The 17,838-nt window shown below is 37.9% G+C and carries 13 protein-coding genes; 7 read left to right on the top strand and 6 right to left on the bottom strand.

Annotated features, from left to right (window positions below; translation table 11 throughout):
• Window positions 1-1,054: 1,054 nt before the first annotated feature.
• The 5 genes from allD to allC form a co-directional block, all read right to left on the bottom strand.
• Window positions 1,055-2,104, bottom strand: a complete 1,050-nt coding sequence (allD, locus tag J3U36_RS07360) for an ureidoglycolate dehydrogenase (RefSeq protein ID WP_267380453.1) — start codon at window positions 2,102-2,104, stop codon at window positions 1,055-1,057.
• A gap of 23 nt (window positions 2,105-2,127) precedes the next feature.
• Window positions 2,128-3,045, bottom strand: a complete 918-nt coding sequence (locus J3U36_RS07355) for a carbamate kinase (RefSeq protein ID WP_267380454.1) — start codon at window positions 3,043-3,045, stop codon at window positions 2,128-2,130.
• A gap of 75 nt (window positions 3,046-3,120) precedes the next feature.
• Complete coding sequence (gene allE / locus J3U36_RS07350; RefSeq protein ID WP_267380456.1) at window positions 3,121-3,900, bottom strand: (S)-ureidoglycine aminohydrolase; 780 nt, start codon at window positions 3,898-3,900, stop codon at window positions 3,121-3,123.
• A 142-nt stretch (window positions 3,901-4,042) separates the two neighbouring features.
• Window positions 4,043-5,290, bottom strand: coding sequence for an MFS transporter (locus J3U36_RS07345; RefSeq protein ID WP_267380458.1), 1,248 nt, complete (start codon window positions 5,288-5,290; stop codon window positions 4,043-4,045).
• A gap of 11 nt (window positions 5,291-5,301) precedes the next feature.
• On the bottom strand, window positions 5,302-6,528 hold the full coding sequence (allC, locus tag J3U36_RS07340) for an allantoate deiminase (protein ID WP_267380460.1): 1,227 nt from the start codon (window positions 6,526-6,528) through the stop codon (window positions 5,302-5,304).
• A 532-nt stretch (window positions 6,529-7,060) separates the two neighbouring features.
• Between allC and fdrA the strand changes: the two genes are divergently transcribed.
• The 6 genes from fdrA (at window position 7,061) to J3U36_RS07310 (ending at window position 14,688) form a co-directional block, all read left to right on the top strand.
• Window positions 7,061-8,728, top strand: coding sequence for an acyl-CoA synthetase FdrA (gene fdrA, locus J3U36_RS07335; protein ID WP_267380462.1), 1,668 nt, complete (start codon window positions 7,061-7,063; stop codon window positions 8,726-8,728).
• A 12-nt stretch (window positions 8,729-8,740) separates the two neighbouring features.
• Window positions 8,741-9,997, top strand: coding sequence for a DUF1116 domain-containing protein (locus J3U36_RS07330; RefSeq protein WP_267380463.1), 1,257 nt, complete (start codon window positions 8,741-8,743; stop codon window positions 9,995-9,997).
• A 3-nt stretch (window positions 9,998-10,000) separates the two neighbouring features.
• Window positions 10,001-10,957, top strand: coding sequence for a DUF2877 domain-containing protein (locus J3U36_RS07325; RefSeq protein ID WP_267380464.1), 957 nt, complete (start codon window positions 10,001-10,003; stop codon window positions 10,955-10,957).
• A gap of 3 nt (window positions 10,958-10,960) precedes the next feature.
• Window positions 10,961-11,884 (top strand): HTH-type transcriptional activator AllS, encoded by a 924-nt coding sequence (gene allS / locus J3U36_RS07320; protein WP_267380465.1) that lies wholly within the window; start codon window positions 10,961-10,963, stop codon window positions 11,882-11,884.
• Between the two features lie 65 nt (window positions 11,885-11,949).
• Window positions 11,950-13,185: a pyridoxal-phosphate-dependent aminotransferase family protein gene (locus J3U36_RS07315; RefSeq protein WP_267380466.1), complete on the top strand. Its 1,236-nt coding sequence runs from the start codon at window positions 11,950-11,952 to the stop codon at window positions 13,183-13,185.
• A 210-nt stretch (window positions 13,186-13,395) separates the two neighbouring features.
• Window positions 13,396-14,688, top strand: a complete 1,293-nt coding sequence (locus tag J3U36_RS07310) for an MFS transporter (RefSeq protein ID WP_267380468.1) — start codon at window positions 13,396-13,398, stop codon at window positions 14,686-14,688.
• Between the two features lie 368 nt (window positions 14,689-15,056).
• Here the strand turns inward: J3U36_RS07310 and fabB are convergent, their stop codons facing one another.
• The gene (gene fabB, locus J3U36_RS07305) at window positions 15,057-16,268 is read right to left on the bottom strand and encodes a beta-ketoacyl-ACP synthase I (RefSeq protein WP_065559433.1); all 1,212 of its coding nucleotides are present in this window, start codon (window positions 16,266-16,268) and stop codon (window positions 15,057-15,059) included.
• Between the two features lie 302 nt (window positions 16,269-16,570).
• On the opposite strand from fabB, the gene J3U36_RS07300 reads away from it, so the two are divergent.
• On the top strand, window positions 16,571-17,836 hold the full coding sequence (locus J3U36_RS07300) for a putative DNA modification/repair radical SAM protein (RefSeq protein ID WP_267380470.1): 1,266 nt from the start codon (window positions 16,571-16,573) through the stop codon (window positions 17,834-17,836).
• Window positions 17,837-17,838: the final 2 nt, after the last annotated feature.

The following is a 17,838-nucleotide window of genomic DNA, read 5'->3' as shown; positions in this document are numbered from 1 at the left end:
GACGATTTAAAGCTAACATTTTGCATTTTATGGTTTTATTTTGCATTTTTATATAAAACCATTTTTTTAGGATAGATTATTTTTTAACAGGCGACAAGCTTTTTTTTCTTTTTTTGGAAACAAATGCGCAATTTATTAGAAATAATTGCCCGTTATTTTTTAAATTTCAACAAACAAATTCTAATTATAAATCATTAATCAAATGGTGTTGCACAAGCAATAACCGATAAAAGTCAGAATAATGAATTTATTTCTGGCTCTTTTAATCTGGGTATAATTTCTTTATGTTCGGTTTAATCATCAATTGTTAATTTTTAAACGATTGAAAATATAGCGGCCGTGTATTTAGTTGCTAAAGTACAACCCCTTCATCCGTAAAATTATTGAACATACTTTTAAACACTAACTGATTATTTATCGCTTAAATTTGCTAAGTGAATTAATGTGATAGCCCACTAGTTAAGTAAAAATAAGGCGAGGGCACAAAAGGAAGATAATACATGGCAATTAGTCATGACCAATTAACGAAACAAGACAAGTCAGGCTGTAGGCAAAAATAGGCTGGTACGCAAGAAAGTTGTAAAAAGATGAAATGCCTAAAATAGCATTTGGAAAGTAACTAACTATATGATAAATATTTAATTCTATTTTAGATGGCTAACAAAGCAGATCGCCTAAAAAAACAACAAAAAAGTTGGTGGAATTTTACACTTTGCTATTTTAATTAATAAACAATAGGTTATAATTAGTGTTTCCTGTATACACAGGGATAAACCGAGTTCTGATAGTTTCAGCCTCAATTAATGTTTGTGTTCCCTGAATACACAGGGATAAACCGTGATGCGACTGCGTTTGGTGGGGCTTTTAGGGCGTGTTCCCTGTATACACAGGGATAAACCGCGGAGGAAAAAATAACTGCGCTCATTAACAGAGTGTTCCCTGTATACACAGGGATACATCATCAACAAAATCAATAAATTCTATACTTAACTATTATAATGCAACTATAAAAGGTTATTTTTAGCTTGTAATCACTCTTAATGATCAACCCTTATTATTCTGCAAATTTATTTTTGTGATCGTAACGATCAAAGTGAACATCATCGCTAATCAAATATTGATAAATATCATCCACGATTTCGATCCCATTTTTAATATAATCTGCTTCCCGTTTTTTTCCTCTTTCACCAGGGAAGAATACTTCACTATTGCCTTTTGCGGGTTTTACCTGTTTCAATTGATCTAACATCGCAGACATGCTTTTTTTGAATACTTCAAGCCCAACAAAGTATTCTGGGTTAATGACAATATGTAAATGCCCTAGATCACGTCCTTTGGATAAATCGGCATACATCGAAGACACGTTTTTACCAAATGGTACACCAAGCAAAATTCCGGATAACACATCAACCATCATCATTAATCCATATCCTTTTGCATCTGCAATAGGTAATAAGGCATTGACTTTATAAGGATCGGTAGTGGCTTCACCTTGCTCATCAACAGCCCAAGTAGGGGGGATTGCTGCACCTTTAGAGCGAGCATACAATACTTTACCCCAAGCTTGTACAGTCGTTGCCATATCAAATGATACGACTCTTTCATCAGCAGAAGGGGCGGCAAAGGCGATAGGATTAGTGCCAAAAAATTCTTCGGCACCGCCAAAAGGTACTGCCATCGGATCAGATTGACACATTGAGATAGCAACAAGATTATGAGCGGCTGCCATTTCGGTAAAATAACATAATGAACCACTGTGTGACATGCGTCGAATACCGACAACGGCAACGCCATTTTTTTTGGCTAGTTCAATCGCTTTATCCATACCAATTTTTGCGCCAACCAAACCACATCCATTATCAAAATCGAGAATCGCACTAGCTGGCCCGGTTTCTTTATAGGTTATATTGGGGTTTGTGGTCATGCCACCTTTGGCTATCCGCTCAGAATAGTATTCAACTCTTACCGCTCCATGTGAGTGTATTCCCCTTGCATCAGCAAAGGCTAGTGCATCGGCAGCAATATCAGCATGCTCTTTGCTTAATCCTGCTTTATGTAGTTTTTTCGCAATTAAATTATGTAATGTTTTTCGGTCTACTCTCATGTTTGTACTCCTCTGAATGGATTCTATTTATTCACGGAATGCTTTTTTATTACGGTACCTTTTTGACCTTTTAATAAGGATTCAATATCTGTTAGGGTACCGATATAAGCTGTATTCCCTGTTTTTTCGACAAATTCAATGACGGATTTGACTTTAGGACCAATGGCACCATCATCGATAGCAAGAGGTTTTAGGCGTTCAGTATCAACATGATCAAGTGCTTTTTGTTGTGGTGTCCCCCAGTTTTCATAAACGGCATCAGCATCGGTTAATATCATTAGGTGATCAGCTTGTAGCTGTATGGCTAATTGCGCCGCAGACAGATCTTTATCAATGACCGCTTCCACTCCTTGGTAGCCATGGTCAATGCTGATAACAGGAATACCACCACCTCCATTACAGATCACGATAGTATTGTCATTCAGCAATTTTTGAATGGTTGCAATTTCCAAAATTTTTTTGGGTTTAGGGGAGGGGACTACCCGTCGAATGTATTGACCATCTTGTTTAAATATCCAACCATATTGTTGTTTGAGTTGATTTTGTTGTTCGGGTGGATAGACAGGCCCGATAAATTTTGTCGGGTGAGTAAACGAAGGATCACATTTATCAACTTCCACTTGCGTAAGTAACGTGACCACCTGGGTAACATTAGGTTGTTGCTGTAAACTTTGACCTATCATATATCCTAGCATGCCTTGAGTTTGCGCAACTAATATATCAAGCGGATAAGCCGGTATCTTTGAATAAGCTGCATTTTGCAAGGCTAAAAGTCCCACTTGCGGACCATTACCATGTACAATGACTAATCGATATTTACCTGCTAATTTAGCAATTAATTTGGTTGTAGAATGAATATTTTGATATTGATTCTCAACCGATAAAGGTTCATTTCGTTTGGCAATTGCATTACCACCTAAAGCAATGACAATCAGTTCCATATGGTTTCCTTGATCATTTGTTAAAGTTAACGGATTTATCCGTTTTTAAGTTTACGTTTTCTTATTATTGATTGATTAGATAGCAACGTCTCGATGACAATCTTTAGAATAGATATAACTTAAAGGCACTTTACCAACGGCATAACAGGCTTGTAAGGCATAGGCACCCATAAAAATATAGTCATCTTTTTTAACGGGGATCCATTCATTATCAAGTAGGTACATCCCTTCACCACTTAGCAGATAAGCACCATGTTCTTGGACATGGGTTTCAATGTAACCATGACTGGCGCCGGGATTGAAGGTTAAAATATGGAAATTCATATCAAATCCAAGTTCTTTAGGTAATAAGTCTTGGATAAATACGTTATCCATATTTTCATAATTTAAGCTTTCTAACTGCTGAACGTGATTGGAAATAATGCGAGTTTGATAATCTGCTAAGGGGATATAACGTCTTTTGTAGAGAAATAATCGTGAACTTTCGGCATGATTGTGTAGATATAATTTTACCCCAGCAGGACAATATAAATAGCCACCAGTCTTTAATCTAAACGATTGGCTATCTGCGGTGGCGGTAATATCTCCACTAATGACATAAACAAAAAGTTCAATCCCTTCACTGCCAAAACCTTGTACATTTTTTGCGTCTTGATGCATGGTGACAAGATAATCTACGAAGGATGCACCTAACTTAGGTGTCGATAAGATAGTGATATCACAATTTTCGAATCCTGGAATGACATTTTTGACTAATCCATCAGGTGGAATAAGCGCATAATTTTGTCGTTTGATGATGGCTCTGGAAGCCAGCAAATCTTTTGGATAACCAGTATTGTGATTGAAGTACCCCATATTTATCTCCTTGAAAAATAATAATCTTATACTTTGCTGTTCGTTTTTTTAGGGTAAAAGGCAACTAGCCTGTAAAACAGCATCGTTTTAAAGCAATATAGTAATTGCCGACTACCGCAATGGATCGGCAATGATTGATTTGTTAATTGGTGATATGTTTACGCATGTTGATCAGGAAAAAGAGCAAGGTAGCGATAATTAAAATGCCAATTGCCACGTAAAATCCTGTCATTTTTGTTCCGGTCAGATCAGCTAAATAACCGGTTAATGGCGGAGCAATTACCGATGAACTCATACCAAAAAAGTTAAATACTCCAAACGAAGTGCCATAATTTGTTTTCGGTGCTGTATCAGCCACGTGTGAGATGAGGATAGGCTCTACTGCCAATTTACCAAACAGTCCATAAAAAATGAGCCCACTTAGCAATAACGTGATGGTTGTTGCTTGTACGGTCGTTAACAGGGTCGCTGCTGCAATTAACTCAAGTACAATAATGAAAAACAGCCGTTTATTTTGGTATTTATCTGATATTTTACTGATGATTAACGCCCCGGGTATGGCAGCAAAGGCAACCAATGACGATGCAGATCCAATGTTTCCACCCGTAAAGCCACGCTCGGTTTCGAGAAAGTTAGGTAACCAACTGACTATCATGTAATACCCATAGCAGGTTGCAAAATACATAATATAAGAAGCCACCATTTGACTACTAAAAAATCGGTGTTTGGCGTTCGGTTCGTCAGCGGATGTGACCGCTTCTTTTGCTGACGATGATTGACTTTGATTTTGTTTTTGTTTTGGCGTTTCCTTAATAATCAGGGCAAACCCTGCCACTAAACAAAGTAATAAGGCTGCAATGATATATAGCATATATTCCCAAGGCATTCCCCATGATTTGACCAAAAAGCTGGTGGCAAGCAGACTGATCCCCATTCCTAATGCTGAACCAGTATTAATAATGGCAGAAGCAAAACCGCGATGTTGCGAAGGAATGTTTTCAGCAGAAAGTGACCAAGCTGATCCATAATAAGAGCCACATCCTAATCCAGCCAATAGGCTACCGACATAAATCATCATAATTGAATGTGCATTACCAATGATTAATACCGCTATGGTAAAGAGTAAAAATCCCGGAATCACCACGGCTTTTTTACCGAATCGATCGACAAGAATGCCAGCCGGAATTTGCATAGCGGTGTAAGCAAAAAAATAGCAACTTGCAATAAGTCCAAGTTCCGTATTGGATTGAGGGCCTATAGTTTGTTGAACTTCAGGAAAGATAGCGGTTAGCACAGGGCGATAGATCCACATCACTGTCCAACCCAGACATAATAATACGACGATTTTATGCCAATATTGAATACCGCCTGTTTTTTCTGTCGTGGTCATATTGATTCCTCTTACTCTTGATAAGCTAGTTTATATAGGGCATAAGTGAGCGCTTTAATGCCTTCAACTAAATCTTCGGTTTTGGTATCTTCGGCAATATTGTGACTAATGCCTTTTATACTCGGCACAAATAGCATTGCTGTTGGAACACGAGGCGCGAAAATCTGTGAGTCATGACCTGCACCGCTATGCATTACCCGATAACTTAATCCTTCTTGATCACAGATTTCTTCTAGCAGATGAATTAATTTAGTGTCCATAGGAATGGGATCTTCATCCATCCAGCGATTGATTTCGATCTCAAGATTAAGTTGATTGGCGATGCGAATCATATCCGCTTCAATCTCTTCGGTGAAGGCGACGAGTTCCGCTTTATTGGTATGTCGACAATCCATCGTGAATAGCACTTCACCCGGCACGACGTTTACAACATTCGGTTTAGGTTCAACGTGCCCAAAAGTCAGGACTAAGGGATCACCCACTTTTATGGCTTTATTAATTGATTGATAACAGATTTGACTAAAGGCATAAACTGCGTCTTTACGATAACCCATTGGTGTTGTGCCGGCATGGTTAGCTTCGCCAATTAAGCGGATGTTATAACGGCGCTGACCAACTATACTTGTCACCACACCGATACTTTTTTGTTCTTTTTCAAGCACGCCACCTTGTTCGATATGAATTTCTAGAAAAGCTTTAATGTCGTTGCGTGCAGGCTGAGTTTTGAAATTAAATCCACATGCTTTCATGGCATCAACAAATTTGATTCCGTCACTATCTTCAATCTCATTAACATCACGATGATCGGCAATGGCAAATACATTTTTACTTCCCCAAAAAACATACGGAAAACGGCTACCTTCTTCTTCTGCCATTGAGATGAGTTCTAGAGTTCGTAATGGTTGACCATAATGTTGATGTAAGTATTGCATGGCAAGTAACGCAGCAATAATACCAAGTTGCCCGTCAAGTTTGCCACCGTTAACAACGGTATCAACATGCGACCCAGACATAATGACTTCATCCGGATATTTGCTACCTTTGAATCGTCCATAAAGATTGCCTATTTCATCAAAGTCGCTTTCCATACCGATTTGCGTCATTTTGTCTTTTAAGGCATTTTGGGCGGCCAGCCATTCTGGTGTATATAGCAGTCGGGTGGTACCGCCTTGTTCAAGCCCTCCAAAACTTGATATCCATTTAACTGCATTAGCCACATCATCATACAAGATATTCATAAGCATTTACCTGTCATTAACTATTCGTTTAGAAAAATTGCTTTAACTCTTTTTAACTACTCGTTTTTAATTAGGTTTTTAGTTCTGGAACAAATTCGATAATTGTTTATTTGCCGTTTAGACTATCTATTAATAGCAGAGAATAATGTGATCAAACTAACTATTTTAGATTTATAAAATTTAATTAAATTAATGGGTTATTATTATAAAAAATTTTTTAATAATAATTTATCTTCATGATTATATTCATATTTATTTAATGATGCAGATGATTGTTTTGTGACTTATGACCTATTTATTCCGTTTTTTTTACGTAATATATAAATATAGTCTGATAGTTAGATTTAATAGGTTAACGCAATATTGTTGTTGTAAAACAGATTCAAAGCGGATAGTAGGGTATGACTGAGTAGGATAATTTATCGCGTCAATGAAAATGTCTTTTAACATCTAGCAAGCGCATATCTATTTATTTCCAATTACCATTACAGCATTTATTACAATAATTTAATAACTGAGAGGTCCAATTCTCATGATTCAATCTTTCATAAAAAAAGGTAGTTTTCAGGATTCTGTTAGCCTCATGTTGATATCTAAAAAGCTGAGTAACCTTGAAGAAGTCGATGAAGTTTCCGTTATGATGGGAACACCAGCCAATAAGTCATTGCTTGTAGCCACGGGGTTTTGGAGTGATACTTTCAATCAAGCAACGCCCAATGATATCTGTGTAGCAATTAAAACGCATGATGATGCTACCGATGCTATAGATTTAATTCGTTCCCAACTTGAAGAAGCTTTAAAAAATATTGCTCAGCAACAGCAAGGGGGCAGTAAATTACTAAAAGCAAGACGTTTGGCAACCGCTAATCGAAAACTGCCTGATGCTAATTTGGTGCTTATTTCAATTGCCGGTGAATATGCAGCAGAATTGGCAGAACAAGCGTTAGATGAAAATAAAAATGTCATGATATTTTCCGATAATGTGTCGCTTGAAGATGAAATCCGTTTGAAAAAAAGCGCAGCAGCAAAAGATCTTATTGTCATGGGGCCGGATTGTGGAACGGCAATCATCGCTGGGGCGCCATTGGCATTTTCTAACGTGATACCCAAGGGTAACATTGGGGTGATTGGGGCATCGGGAACCGGCATTCAAGAAGTGATTTCACAAATTGCATTACTCAATCAGGGAATTACACAAGCAATTGGACTTGGCGGACGTGATTTATCGCAAGCAGTAGGGGGGATTAGCGCATTAACCTCATTAACTATGCTAGCGGCTGATAAGCAAACGCAAGTCATTACTTTTATTTCTAAACCGCCAGCAGAAAGTGTCCGTATAAAAGTGATTAATGCAATGAAGCAAATAGCTAAACCTATTGTGGCGCTCTTTTTAGGTTCCCGTATTGATAAACGGCAAGACGATAATATCTTTTTTGCCAGTACGTTAGATGAAGCAGCTAGATTAGCTTGTTTATTAGCCAAAGTTGAAAGTGCAATGAGCACGTTGCCTAGTGTGGCTCATCAAACCATTATGGGATTATATACCGGTGGTACATTAGCATCGGAAGCCGCAATGTTGCTGGCTAATCAACTCAATCTTTTGCTCAGTGATAACCACGACAAAGGTATCATGTTCAATCAGCAAGGTCATAAAATTATCGATCTGGGCGATGACTTTTATACCGTTGGGCGCCCACATCCCATGATTGACCCATCCATACGTGAACATGCAATAGCACAATTGGGCGAGCAAACAGGGGTGGGGGTATTGTTACTGGATCTGGTCATAGGCTATGGCGCAAATGCGAATCCGGCTGAATCAATAATCTCAGGTTACAACAAGGCTATCGCTCAACGATCTTCTCATCATCCCTTAATTGCTATTGCCACGGTGACAGGATCTGAATCCGATCCACAATGTCGTAGTAAGCAAATTGCAGCACTTCAATCGGCAGGTATTACCGTAATGGATAATTTACCCGAAGCCATTTTATTAGCCACAAAATTAATTACGCCAGCAAATAAGATTGATTGCTTAAAACCTTACCCTTTACTTGATCATATCAGTGTGATTAATGCCGGTTTGCGGAGTTTTGCTGAAGATCTGCAATCATCAAATATTCCTGTGGTGCATTATCAATGGGCACCGATAGCTGGTGGCAATCAAAAATTAGCGGCTATTTTGAAAAAATTAAACTAAGAGGTTGTAACAATGAACTCATCAATTAATGAAGCAAATCGGGCCATTATTGAAATAATTAAAGCGGCAAGACCGCATTGGGTTGGTGTTATTGCTGCTAAAGAAGCGATCCCGACTTTGGCACAAGGTTACAAATTATTACATGCAGGCCCACCGATTATATGGCAGGACATGACTGGACCAATGCAAGGTGCCTGTATTGGTGCCTGTTTATTTGAAGGCTGGGCGCAAAATGAAGAACAGGCACTAGCTTTGCTAACGACAGGTAAAGTGGAATTTATACCTTGTCATTCGGTTCATGCTGTTGGCCCTATGGGTGGGATTACTTCGGCAAATATGCCTGTTGTTGTGGTTGAAAATATTACTCATGACAACCGGGCTTACTGCAATTTGAATGAAGGTATTGGAAAAGTCATGCGTTTTGGTGCTTATGGGCAAGAGGTGTTAAATCGTCATCACTGGATGAAAACGTCATTAGCACCGGCACTTAACGAAGCATTAAAATTATTTGAAAAAGGAATCGACTTAACCGCACTGATGGCTCAAGCCATTTCAATGGGGGATGAGTTTCATCAACGCAATATTGCTGCATCGGCATTATTACTTCGTACCTTATCACCTAAATTAGCTCTGCTTAATCGTAGTAAAGAAGAAATGGCGAAGATTTTTGATTTTTTAAGTGTCACCGACCAATTCTTTTTGAATTTAGCCATGGCATATTGTAAATCAGTTATGGATAGCGCAGCACAGATCCAAGCAGGCACCATTATTACTGCGATGACACGTAATGGTAAAGATTTTGGCATTAAAGTCAGTGGACTGGGTGATGAATGGTTTACTGCACCCGTTAACACACCACAAGGACTTTTCTTTACCGGATACTCCCAAAAGGATGCGAACCCCGATATTGGTGATAGTGCAATTACTGAAACATTTGGTATTGGTGGGGCAGCAATGGTTGCTGCACCAGGGGTAACCCGTTTTGTTGGCGCAGGTGGTGCGGATGTTGCATATGAAGTATCAGAAGAGATGAGCGAAATCTTTTTAGAACATAATATGCAACTACAAATACCGTCTTGGAACTTTCAAGGATGTTGTATGGGATTAGATCTTCGTCTGATTGTAGAAACCGGTATTACGCCCTTAATTAATACAGGAATTGCCCATAAACAAGCAGGTGTGGGTCAAATTGGTGCAGGAACGGTGCGTGCGCCGTTAGCCTGTTTTGAAAAAGCGCTTGAGGCATTAGCGATAAAATTGAAAGTGTAATTTATGAATCAGGAACTTGCCGATTGTCATCGTACCGATAAACAAGCTGAAAATCAGCAATGGCTATCACCATTCTCTGCCGATTTTAATCGGCAGGGACTTTGCCATACATCAAAACGTATTACGCAATCTATAAAGCCATTGCTTAAAAGTGCCCATGTACCATTTACTGTGAGTGATTTAACACTATTTAGTCTGCATGAACATACCATTAATCTGATTAATAATGCAAAGCAACTTATCACTTTACACCGTTATGGTCACGGTTTGTCGCCAATGGGTTGGGTACTAAAAAGTGCTCAATTTGATTTAATCAAACAGACACTAACTCAACGTCATAAACCAATCGAACAATTAGCAACGGGTGACTTAATTATCGGACATATTCAAATTAGTGCGAAAACACACATCTGCTCTTTGCAATTACTTCCTTATCCGCTTACCATTTATGATAAAAATGGAGTTGCTCAATTATTCAAGCAGATCGATAATCCTACAGGATTGTTTGGCGAGTTAAGACAAAATATTACTGAAGAAAGGGCGCCTGAATTGTGCCAGTTTTGTGACAAAATTGACGCATTATTAAATGGATATTCTGATGATATTACCCCTTTTATTGGTCTAGGAGCAGGATTAACCCCCAGCTTTGATGATATTTTGATTGGCATTATTGCAGTACTATTAAGTGATCAGCGTTTTTATCGCCGATGTAACTTGTTACAACGTGCCATACTTAAGCTTGATCTGGATTCTTTAACGACAACTATTAGTGCGACTTTTTTACGTCATGCCCTGCAAGGAAGATTTTCATTACAAGTACTGCAAGTTATAACCGCACTCAATCAACAAAAATATCAACATCGATCTTTGGCTGAGATATCAAATTATGGTCATACTTCAGGGGCTGATCTGTTGCTTGGTATTTGGCTTGGTATCGATCGTTTTGTCATAAGGGATTGAAGTATGTTAGATACAGAAACCATGCGCACATTTACTAAAGTTGTTGAGTGTAACAGTTTTTCTAAAGCCGCAAAGTTATTATATAAAACCCCAGCCGCAATTAGCTATCGAATAAAATCATTAGAAGCTGAACTCAACACTCAGCTATTTGAACGAACCACTCGAACCGTTTCACTTACGCTTGCCGGTCAACACCTTTATGAGCATTGTAGTCAGTGGTTATTATGGTTAAATTCAATGCCCGAAGAGTTACAACAAATTCGTGATGGCGTTGAACGTAGAGTCAATCTAACCATTAATAACCTATTATATGACAGCGATGCTATTACAGAACTGCTAGATTATCTACTGGAAAAATTTCCTTTTACCCATTTTACGATTAATAGGCAAGTTTATATGGGGGTGTGGGATTCATTGTTACATGGAGAATGTCATCTTGCTATTGGGGCAACAGGCACGGAATCACTAGATAATATGATTAATATCTTTCCATTAGGCGAAATAACTTGGGCATTTGTAGCTGCTAAGCATCATCCTATCACTCGTATAGATAGTCCTTTATCAAATGATGCATTGCGTAAATATCCTGCAATCAATGTTGAAGACACCTCTATTCACATGAATAAACGTGTGGCATGGTTATTGCCAAGTCAGACCGAAATCATCGTACCGGATATTTCAACTAAATTGGCTTGTCATTTAAAAGGGCTTGGTATTGGATTTTTGCCTCGCTCTTTGTGTCAACCCTATTTGGACACGGGGGAATTAATTGAATGCAAAGTGATTAATGAACGCAAACCCTCACCACTTTCGTTAGCATGGAAAAAATCGAATATGGGTAAAGTGATGAATGAAATCGTCAATTTGTTTAAATATCATCATCCTATTGCGCTTCGTTTTTTAAAAAATATTGATAAAAAAAGGTAATCCAATTCGTTCTTAAAGTAGACATTGTTAATTAACAAATTTGATATTAATAAAGGAAAAATAATATGTTAGACCTAGATAAGTATGATCAAATTAATCCGCCAATGCGTTTACTCATGGGACCGGGGCCAATTAATGCCGATCCAAGAGTGACCCGTGCTATGGCTGCGCCATTAATTGGTCAATTTGATCCAGTTATGACGGATTATATGAATCAAACAATGGCACTGTATCGAGATATTTTCAAAACCACCAATGAGCAAACTTTTGTGATTGATGGCACAGCACGAGCAGGGATTGAAGCGGTTTTAATCTCAACTATTCGTCCAGGTGATAAAGTTTTGGTACCGGTTTTTGGTCGGTTTGGATTATTGCTATGCGAGATTGCCCATCGTTGTCGGGCACAAGTCCACACGATTGAAGTACCATGGGGTGAAGTGTTTGATCCTAATGTGATTGAAGATGCGATCAAAAAAGTGAAACCGAGATTATTACTTTGTGTTCAGGGCGATACTTCGACAACGTTACTTCAACCGCTTGATAAAATCGGTGAAATTTGTCGCCGACATGGTGTGTTGTCGTATGTTGATGCGACTGCTTCAATCGTCGGTAATACTTTGGAAGTGGATAAATGGCAACTCGATGGGGTATCAGTCAGTTTACAAAAATGTTTAAGTGGCCCACCGGGTGTTGCACCATTAACCTTAAGCCCGGCAATGGTCGACGTTATTCAAGCTCGCAAATGCGTTGAATTAGGCATTCGTGCAGAGGGTGATACCAGTGGTAATGACGAAATCATCTATTCTAACTATTTTGACATCGATATGATCATCCGCTATTGGGGGGCGGAACGCATTAATCATCACACAGAAGCAACTTCGATGCTTTACGCCGCAAGAGAGTGTGCCCGTATTGTGTTACAAGAAGGACTAGATAATGTTATTGAACGACATCGTATTAATGGCAAGGCAATGGTCGCAGGTTTGCAAGCGATGGGGCTTAAACTTTTTGGCGATCTTAAATACAAAATGAATAATGTGGTTGGGGTTATGCGTCCTGAAAATATCGACGACCAACAAGTTCGTAACCTAATGCTGAATGATTTCGGTATCGAAATAGGGGCATCTTTTGGCCCACTCAAAGGGAATGTTTGGCGCATTGGCACAATGGGATATAACGCCAGAAAACAGTGTGTTTTACAAACCTTGACCGCATTTGAAGCCGTGTTAAACCGTCTTGGCTTTAAAACCATACAAGGTGCTGGTCTTCAAGCTGCCTGGAACATTTATCAAAATTCGTAATATTTCGTCATCGTTATAAAGCTCACTAAGGTGAGCTGATCTTATAACTATTAAAAGTATTAGATACACCATTTATATCGAAAAGTAAGTTAGTTGTTATTGGTTGCAATAAAAGCAGATTATCAAATTAGCGTCTAAAAGCGTTGTGATTCGTTGCTCATTGATTTGAGTGATGGAGGACAATAGCCTAATTATACTTAAGGAAATTCTATGAGTATCTTAACAAATAAAGAGCCGACATCGGGATATCATCCTAAAAAGTGGAAAGGTCGTTATAGTGTCCTGTTGTTATTATGGTCTGCTTGGTTAGTATCATTTCTCGATCGAATGGTGATGAATGTATCGCTTCCCTTTATTGGTGACGATTTAGGGTTGGATAAAATAGAACAAGCATCAATTATCAGTGCTTTTTTTATTGGTTATGCCCTTTTTCAAATACCGGGCGGGTATTTATCCGATAGATTTGGATCCCGTAAAGTCATGGCATTCGCCATCGTTTGGTGGTCAGTTTTTACTTTTTTCACAGGTTTAATCTATATTCTGCCTTTAATGTTATTAGTCAGATTTCTGTTTGGTCTAGGAGAAGGCGGGTTTCCTGCTTCATCATGGAAAACCATTGCCACTTATTTTCCTACTAAAGAACGAGGTCGAGCCACTGCGATTCAATCTTCTGTCAATACATTAGGGCCTGCTATTTCGGTCATCGTTGCGGTGACAATTATCGAATGGTTAGGTTGGCGTGCCGTTTTCATTCTGTTGAGCCTGCCCGGATTAGTATTAGGTTATCTTATCTACCGTTTGATACAGAATCATCCTGCTGAAAATCCCTTAATCAAGCCTGAAGAACTGCATGAACTACAAGAATGCAATGACAATTTTAATCCCCCTAATCATAACGTCAATTTGCGCAATAATAGCCAGTCGCTAGCGGATGTGTTGAAAATGCCTTTATTATGGAAGCTGTCGCTAATTTGGTTTTTATTTGATATTACTTTTTGGGGATTTACGACTTGGTTACCCAGTTATTTACTGGAAGCAAGAGGATTATCGTTATCTAAGACTGGGATATGGGCCGCTATCCCATTTTTATTTGGTGCAGTAGGTACCTTGATCGGTGGCTATCTTGCCGATAAATTTGTACAACGACTCAAAATTATTTATGGTGTTACCGCAATCTTATCTGCTAGTTTTTTATTTCTTATGTTTAACGTTGAAAATCTTGATGCAGCCATTGCTTTTCAATGTATTTCAGCGTTGTTTATGTTTATTGCCTTTGCTATTTTTTGGGGAATGTTAATGCAACTTATTCCAACGGTCATTATGGGTAAAGCTTCCAGTATCGTTAATTTTGGCGGACAAGTTGCCGGAATCATTTCACCCTTTATCATCGGTTTTTTAATTGAAAAATCAGATGGTGGATACCAAAGTGGTTTTTTATTTATGGTGCTATCACTGATTGCATCGGCAATTTTAACGCTATTCATTCAAAAAATAACACGTTAAAAAAGTAGAGCAATGCTCTGCTTTTTGTTATTGCTATTCAATTAATTAATATGGTTGCCATAAGGTTTGATTAAACAAGTGGAATAAAAATAGTCAGAATAACTAAGAAGAAATCTATACGATTAACCTAATCGAAAAAGTAAAATTATTTTATTTTCTCTAAAAATCATCGTATTGTAAAAGAGATAAAAGTATCTGCGAGATTTATTGATTACAATTTGATTCAAAAAAAGTCAGGTTAACGTAACGCATTAATTAGTTAACCAATGAAAAATAGGATGTTTATAAAATGAATGTTTGCGATATTTTTGAACGTGAATAAAAAACCGTTCCAAAGAGAACGGTTTTTATTTAACTAAAACACTAGACTAAGCTTTATATTTTTTCATGACAATTGAAGCATTAGTCCCACCAAATCCAAAGCTATTCGACATGACTGTCGTTAATTCACGCTCGGTTGGTTCAGTGATAATGTTCATGCCAATAGCGGCTTCATCCAGTTCATCAATGTTAATACTTGGCGTAATAAAGCCATGTTCTAACATTAATAATGAATAAATTAATTCTTGTGCACCTGTCGCACTTAACGAGTGACCCGTCATTGATTTAGTGGATGAAATCGCCGGGATATTATCACCAAATACTTGCTTGATAGCCCATAGCTCTTTAACGTCACCAACAGGAGTTGAGGTACCGTGTGTATTGATATAATCAACAGGCACATCTAAATCTTGGATCGCAAGTTGCATACAACGCATTGCACCTTCACCAGATGGGGCTACCATGTCATAACCGTCAGATGTAGCAGCATAACCAACCAGTTCACCATAGATATGGGCACCACGAGCAAGTGCATGCTCTAACTCTTCAACTACAACCATACCAGCACCGCCGGCAATCACAAATCCATCACGGTTGGCATCATAAGCACGAGATGCTTTTTCAGGTGTATCATTGTATTTAGTTGATAACGCACCCATTGCATCAAATTCACATGACATTTCCCAACAAAGTTCTTCACCACCACCGGCAAAAACAATATCTTGTTTACCGAGTTGAATCAGCTCAGCAGCATGACCAATACAATGTACAGACGTTGCACAAGCTGACGTCATAGAATAGCTAATCCCTTTGATTTTAAATGGTGTTGCTAAACAAGCTGAAATTGCTGATGACATTGATTTTGTCACAGCATAAGGCCCTACGCCACGTAATCCCTTTTCTTTCATACCTGCAACGACGTTATATTGAGTTTTGGTTGAACCACCATAGCCCGCAATTAAACCAGTTCGAGGATTTGAGACTTGTTCAGGAGTCAATTTTGCATCGTCAATAGCTTGTTGTAGAGCAAGATAACCATAGATAGAAGCATCATTCATAAAGCGCACGATTTTGCGATCGATAAGTCCAGTAGTATCTAATTTAACATTACCGCAAACATGGCTTCGCATTCCGCTATCTTTCATTTCTTGAGAAAAAGTGATTCCACTACGACCCACTTTTAATGATTCTAAAACCTCTTTAGTATTGTTCCCAATACTCGAAAGAATACCTAATCCGGTAATAACAACTCGTTTCATGTAATATTCTGCTCCTAAATTAACTGGCTTCATAAGAAAAATTGATGTGATTATAGCGTACACTTGTAAGCTGAACAATACCTAACGAAGCTATTTTATTTATAATATTAAATCGAGTAATTTCGAAAGTAAAAAATATATCAATTATCCTTTAAATTATATTAATTATTATGTTTTATTAACAATAAACCTCATACTTTGTTAAGTACCTAAAATTACACTTTTCTGATTGTTTATTTACTTGCTAATTAAAAAGTGATTAGTATAATACTGTTTATTTATACAGTATAAAAGGGTTGGCAATGAATGAAAAGATGATATCAAAGCTTGAAATATTAGCTGAATCAGCAAAGTATGATATTTCTTGTGCTTCAAGTGGCTCATCTCGAACTAATAAAAATAAAGGGATTGGCAGTGCTCATCGTTGTGGAATATGTCATTCATTCACTGCTGATGGGCGTTGTGTCTCTTTGCTTAAAATCATGTTAACTAACTATTGCATGTTTGATTGTGCTTATTGTATAAATCGCCAAAGCAATGATATTCCCAGAGCTGGATTTACGCCTAAAGAATTAGCTGATTTAACCATTGAATTTTATCGTCGTAACTATATTGAAGGACTTTTCTTAAGTTCTGGCATTGTCAGAAGCCCTGATCATACGATGGAAAAAATGATTAGAGTGGTAAAAATATTACGTAATGAACATGGATTTAATGGCTATATCCACATGAAAGCCATTCCAGGTGCCAGTAATGATCTTATTGTTCAGGCTGGTTTGTTGGTTGATCGAATGAGTGTTAACTTAGAGATCCCGACAGAAAAAAATCTAAAGTTATTAGCGCCCGATAAAGATCATCAAAGCATTTATCAACCAATGCGCCATATTCATCAAAACTTACTTGAAAACATAGAAGATCGAAAAAAAATTAAATCTACGCCAAAATTTGTACCAGCAGGGCAAAGCACTCAAGTCATTATTGGGGCGACAGATGAGACTGACAGCCAGATTTTACAACTAACGGCTAAACTCTATAAACGACCAAGCATGAAGCGTGTTTATTATTCAGGGTTTATTCCTGTTAATGGTTATGATAAAAGATTACCCGTATTGCAAGAAGTACCAAGAGTGCGAGAAAATCGCCTTTATCAAGCTGATTGGTTATTACGATTCTACGATTTTAGTGTCGACGAAATTGTCAATGATCAATATCCTGATCTTGATTTAACTGTTGATCCTAAACTGGCGTGGGCTATTCGAAATCCCCAATTCTTTCCAGTAGATATAAACCGTGATAGTTATCAAAAAATTTTACGGGTACCGGGTATTGGTGTTAAATCAGCAAAATTAATTGTTTTAGCTAGGCGACATCGTAAATTAAATTTAGAAGCCTTAAAACGAATAGGCGTTGTTCTAAAAAGAGCCCAATTTTTTATTATTTGCCATGAAATGCGAAAATTTAAATTATTAGACTCATCCGAGGAGTATATTCGGCTTTCCTTGCAAGAAAAACCGTTGCTTGAAGTCAAAAATGATAATATTCCTCAGCAATTAGTGATGGGTTGGTAAAT

The organism is Gilliamella sp. B3817 (assembly GCF_026536705.1).
In the GTDB taxonomy this organism is placed as follows: Bacteria; Pseudomonadota; Gammaproteobacteria; order Enterobacterales; family Orbaceae; genus Gilliamella; species Gilliamella apicola_I.
Note: the sequence above shows the minus strand (reverse complement) of the source record. Positions and strands in the feature narration are given on the sequence as shown.

What these genes read in the sequence shown, in the direction of transcription:
- J3U36_RS07325 (WP_267380464.1), top strand. Translation starts at nt 10,001, where the DNA reads ATGAATCAGGAACTTGCCGATTGTCATCGTACCGATAAACAAGCTGAA.
- allC (WP_267380460.1), bottom strand. Translation starts at nt 6,528, where the DNA reads ATGAATATCTTGTATGATGATGTGGCTAATGCAGTTAAATGGATATCA.
- J3U36_RS07315 (WP_267380466.1), top strand. Translation starts at nt 11,950, where the DNA reads ATGTTAGACCTAGATAAGTATGATCAAATTAATCCGCCAATGCGTTTA.
- J3U36_RS07310 (WP_267380468.1), top strand. Translation starts at nt 13,396, where the DNA reads ATGAGTATCTTAACAAATAAAGAGCCGACATCGGGATATCATCCTAAA.
- J3U36_RS07330 (WP_267380463.1), top strand. Translation starts at nt 8,741, where the DNA reads ATGAACTCATCAATTAATGAAGCAAATCGGGCCATTATTGAAATAATT.
- J3U36_RS07300 (WP_267380470.1), top strand. Translation starts at nt 16,571, where the DNA reads ATGAATGAAAAGATGATATCAAAGCTTGAAATATTAGCTGAATCAGCA.
- J3U36_RS07345 (WP_267380458.1), bottom strand. Translation starts at nt 5,290, where the DNA reads ATGACCACGACAGAAAAAACAGGCGGTATTCAATATTGGCATAAAATC.
- allE (WP_267380456.1), bottom strand. Translation starts at nt 3,900, where the DNA reads ATGGGGTACTTCAATCACAATACTGGTTATCCAAAAGATTTGCTGGCT.
- allS (WP_267380465.1), top strand. Translation starts at nt 10,961, where the DNA reads ATGTTAGATACAGAAACCATGCGCACATTTACTAAAGTTGTTGAGTGT.
- allD (WP_267380453.1), bottom strand. Translation starts at nt 2,104, where the DNA reads ATGAGAGTAGACCGAAAAACATTACATAATTTAATTGCGAAAAAACTA.
- J3U36_RS07355 (WP_267380454.1), bottom strand. Translation starts at nt 3,045, where the DNA reads ATGGAACTGATTGTCATTGCTTTAGGTGGTAATGCAATTGCCAAACGA.
- fdrA (WP_267380462.1), top strand. Translation starts at nt 7,061, where the DNA reads ATGATTCAATCTTTCATAAAAAAAGGTAGTTTTCAGGATTCTGTTAGC.
- fabB (WP_065559433.1), bottom strand. Translation starts at nt 16,268, where the DNA reads ATGAAACGAGTTGTTATTACCGGATTAGGTATTCTTTCGAGTATTGGG.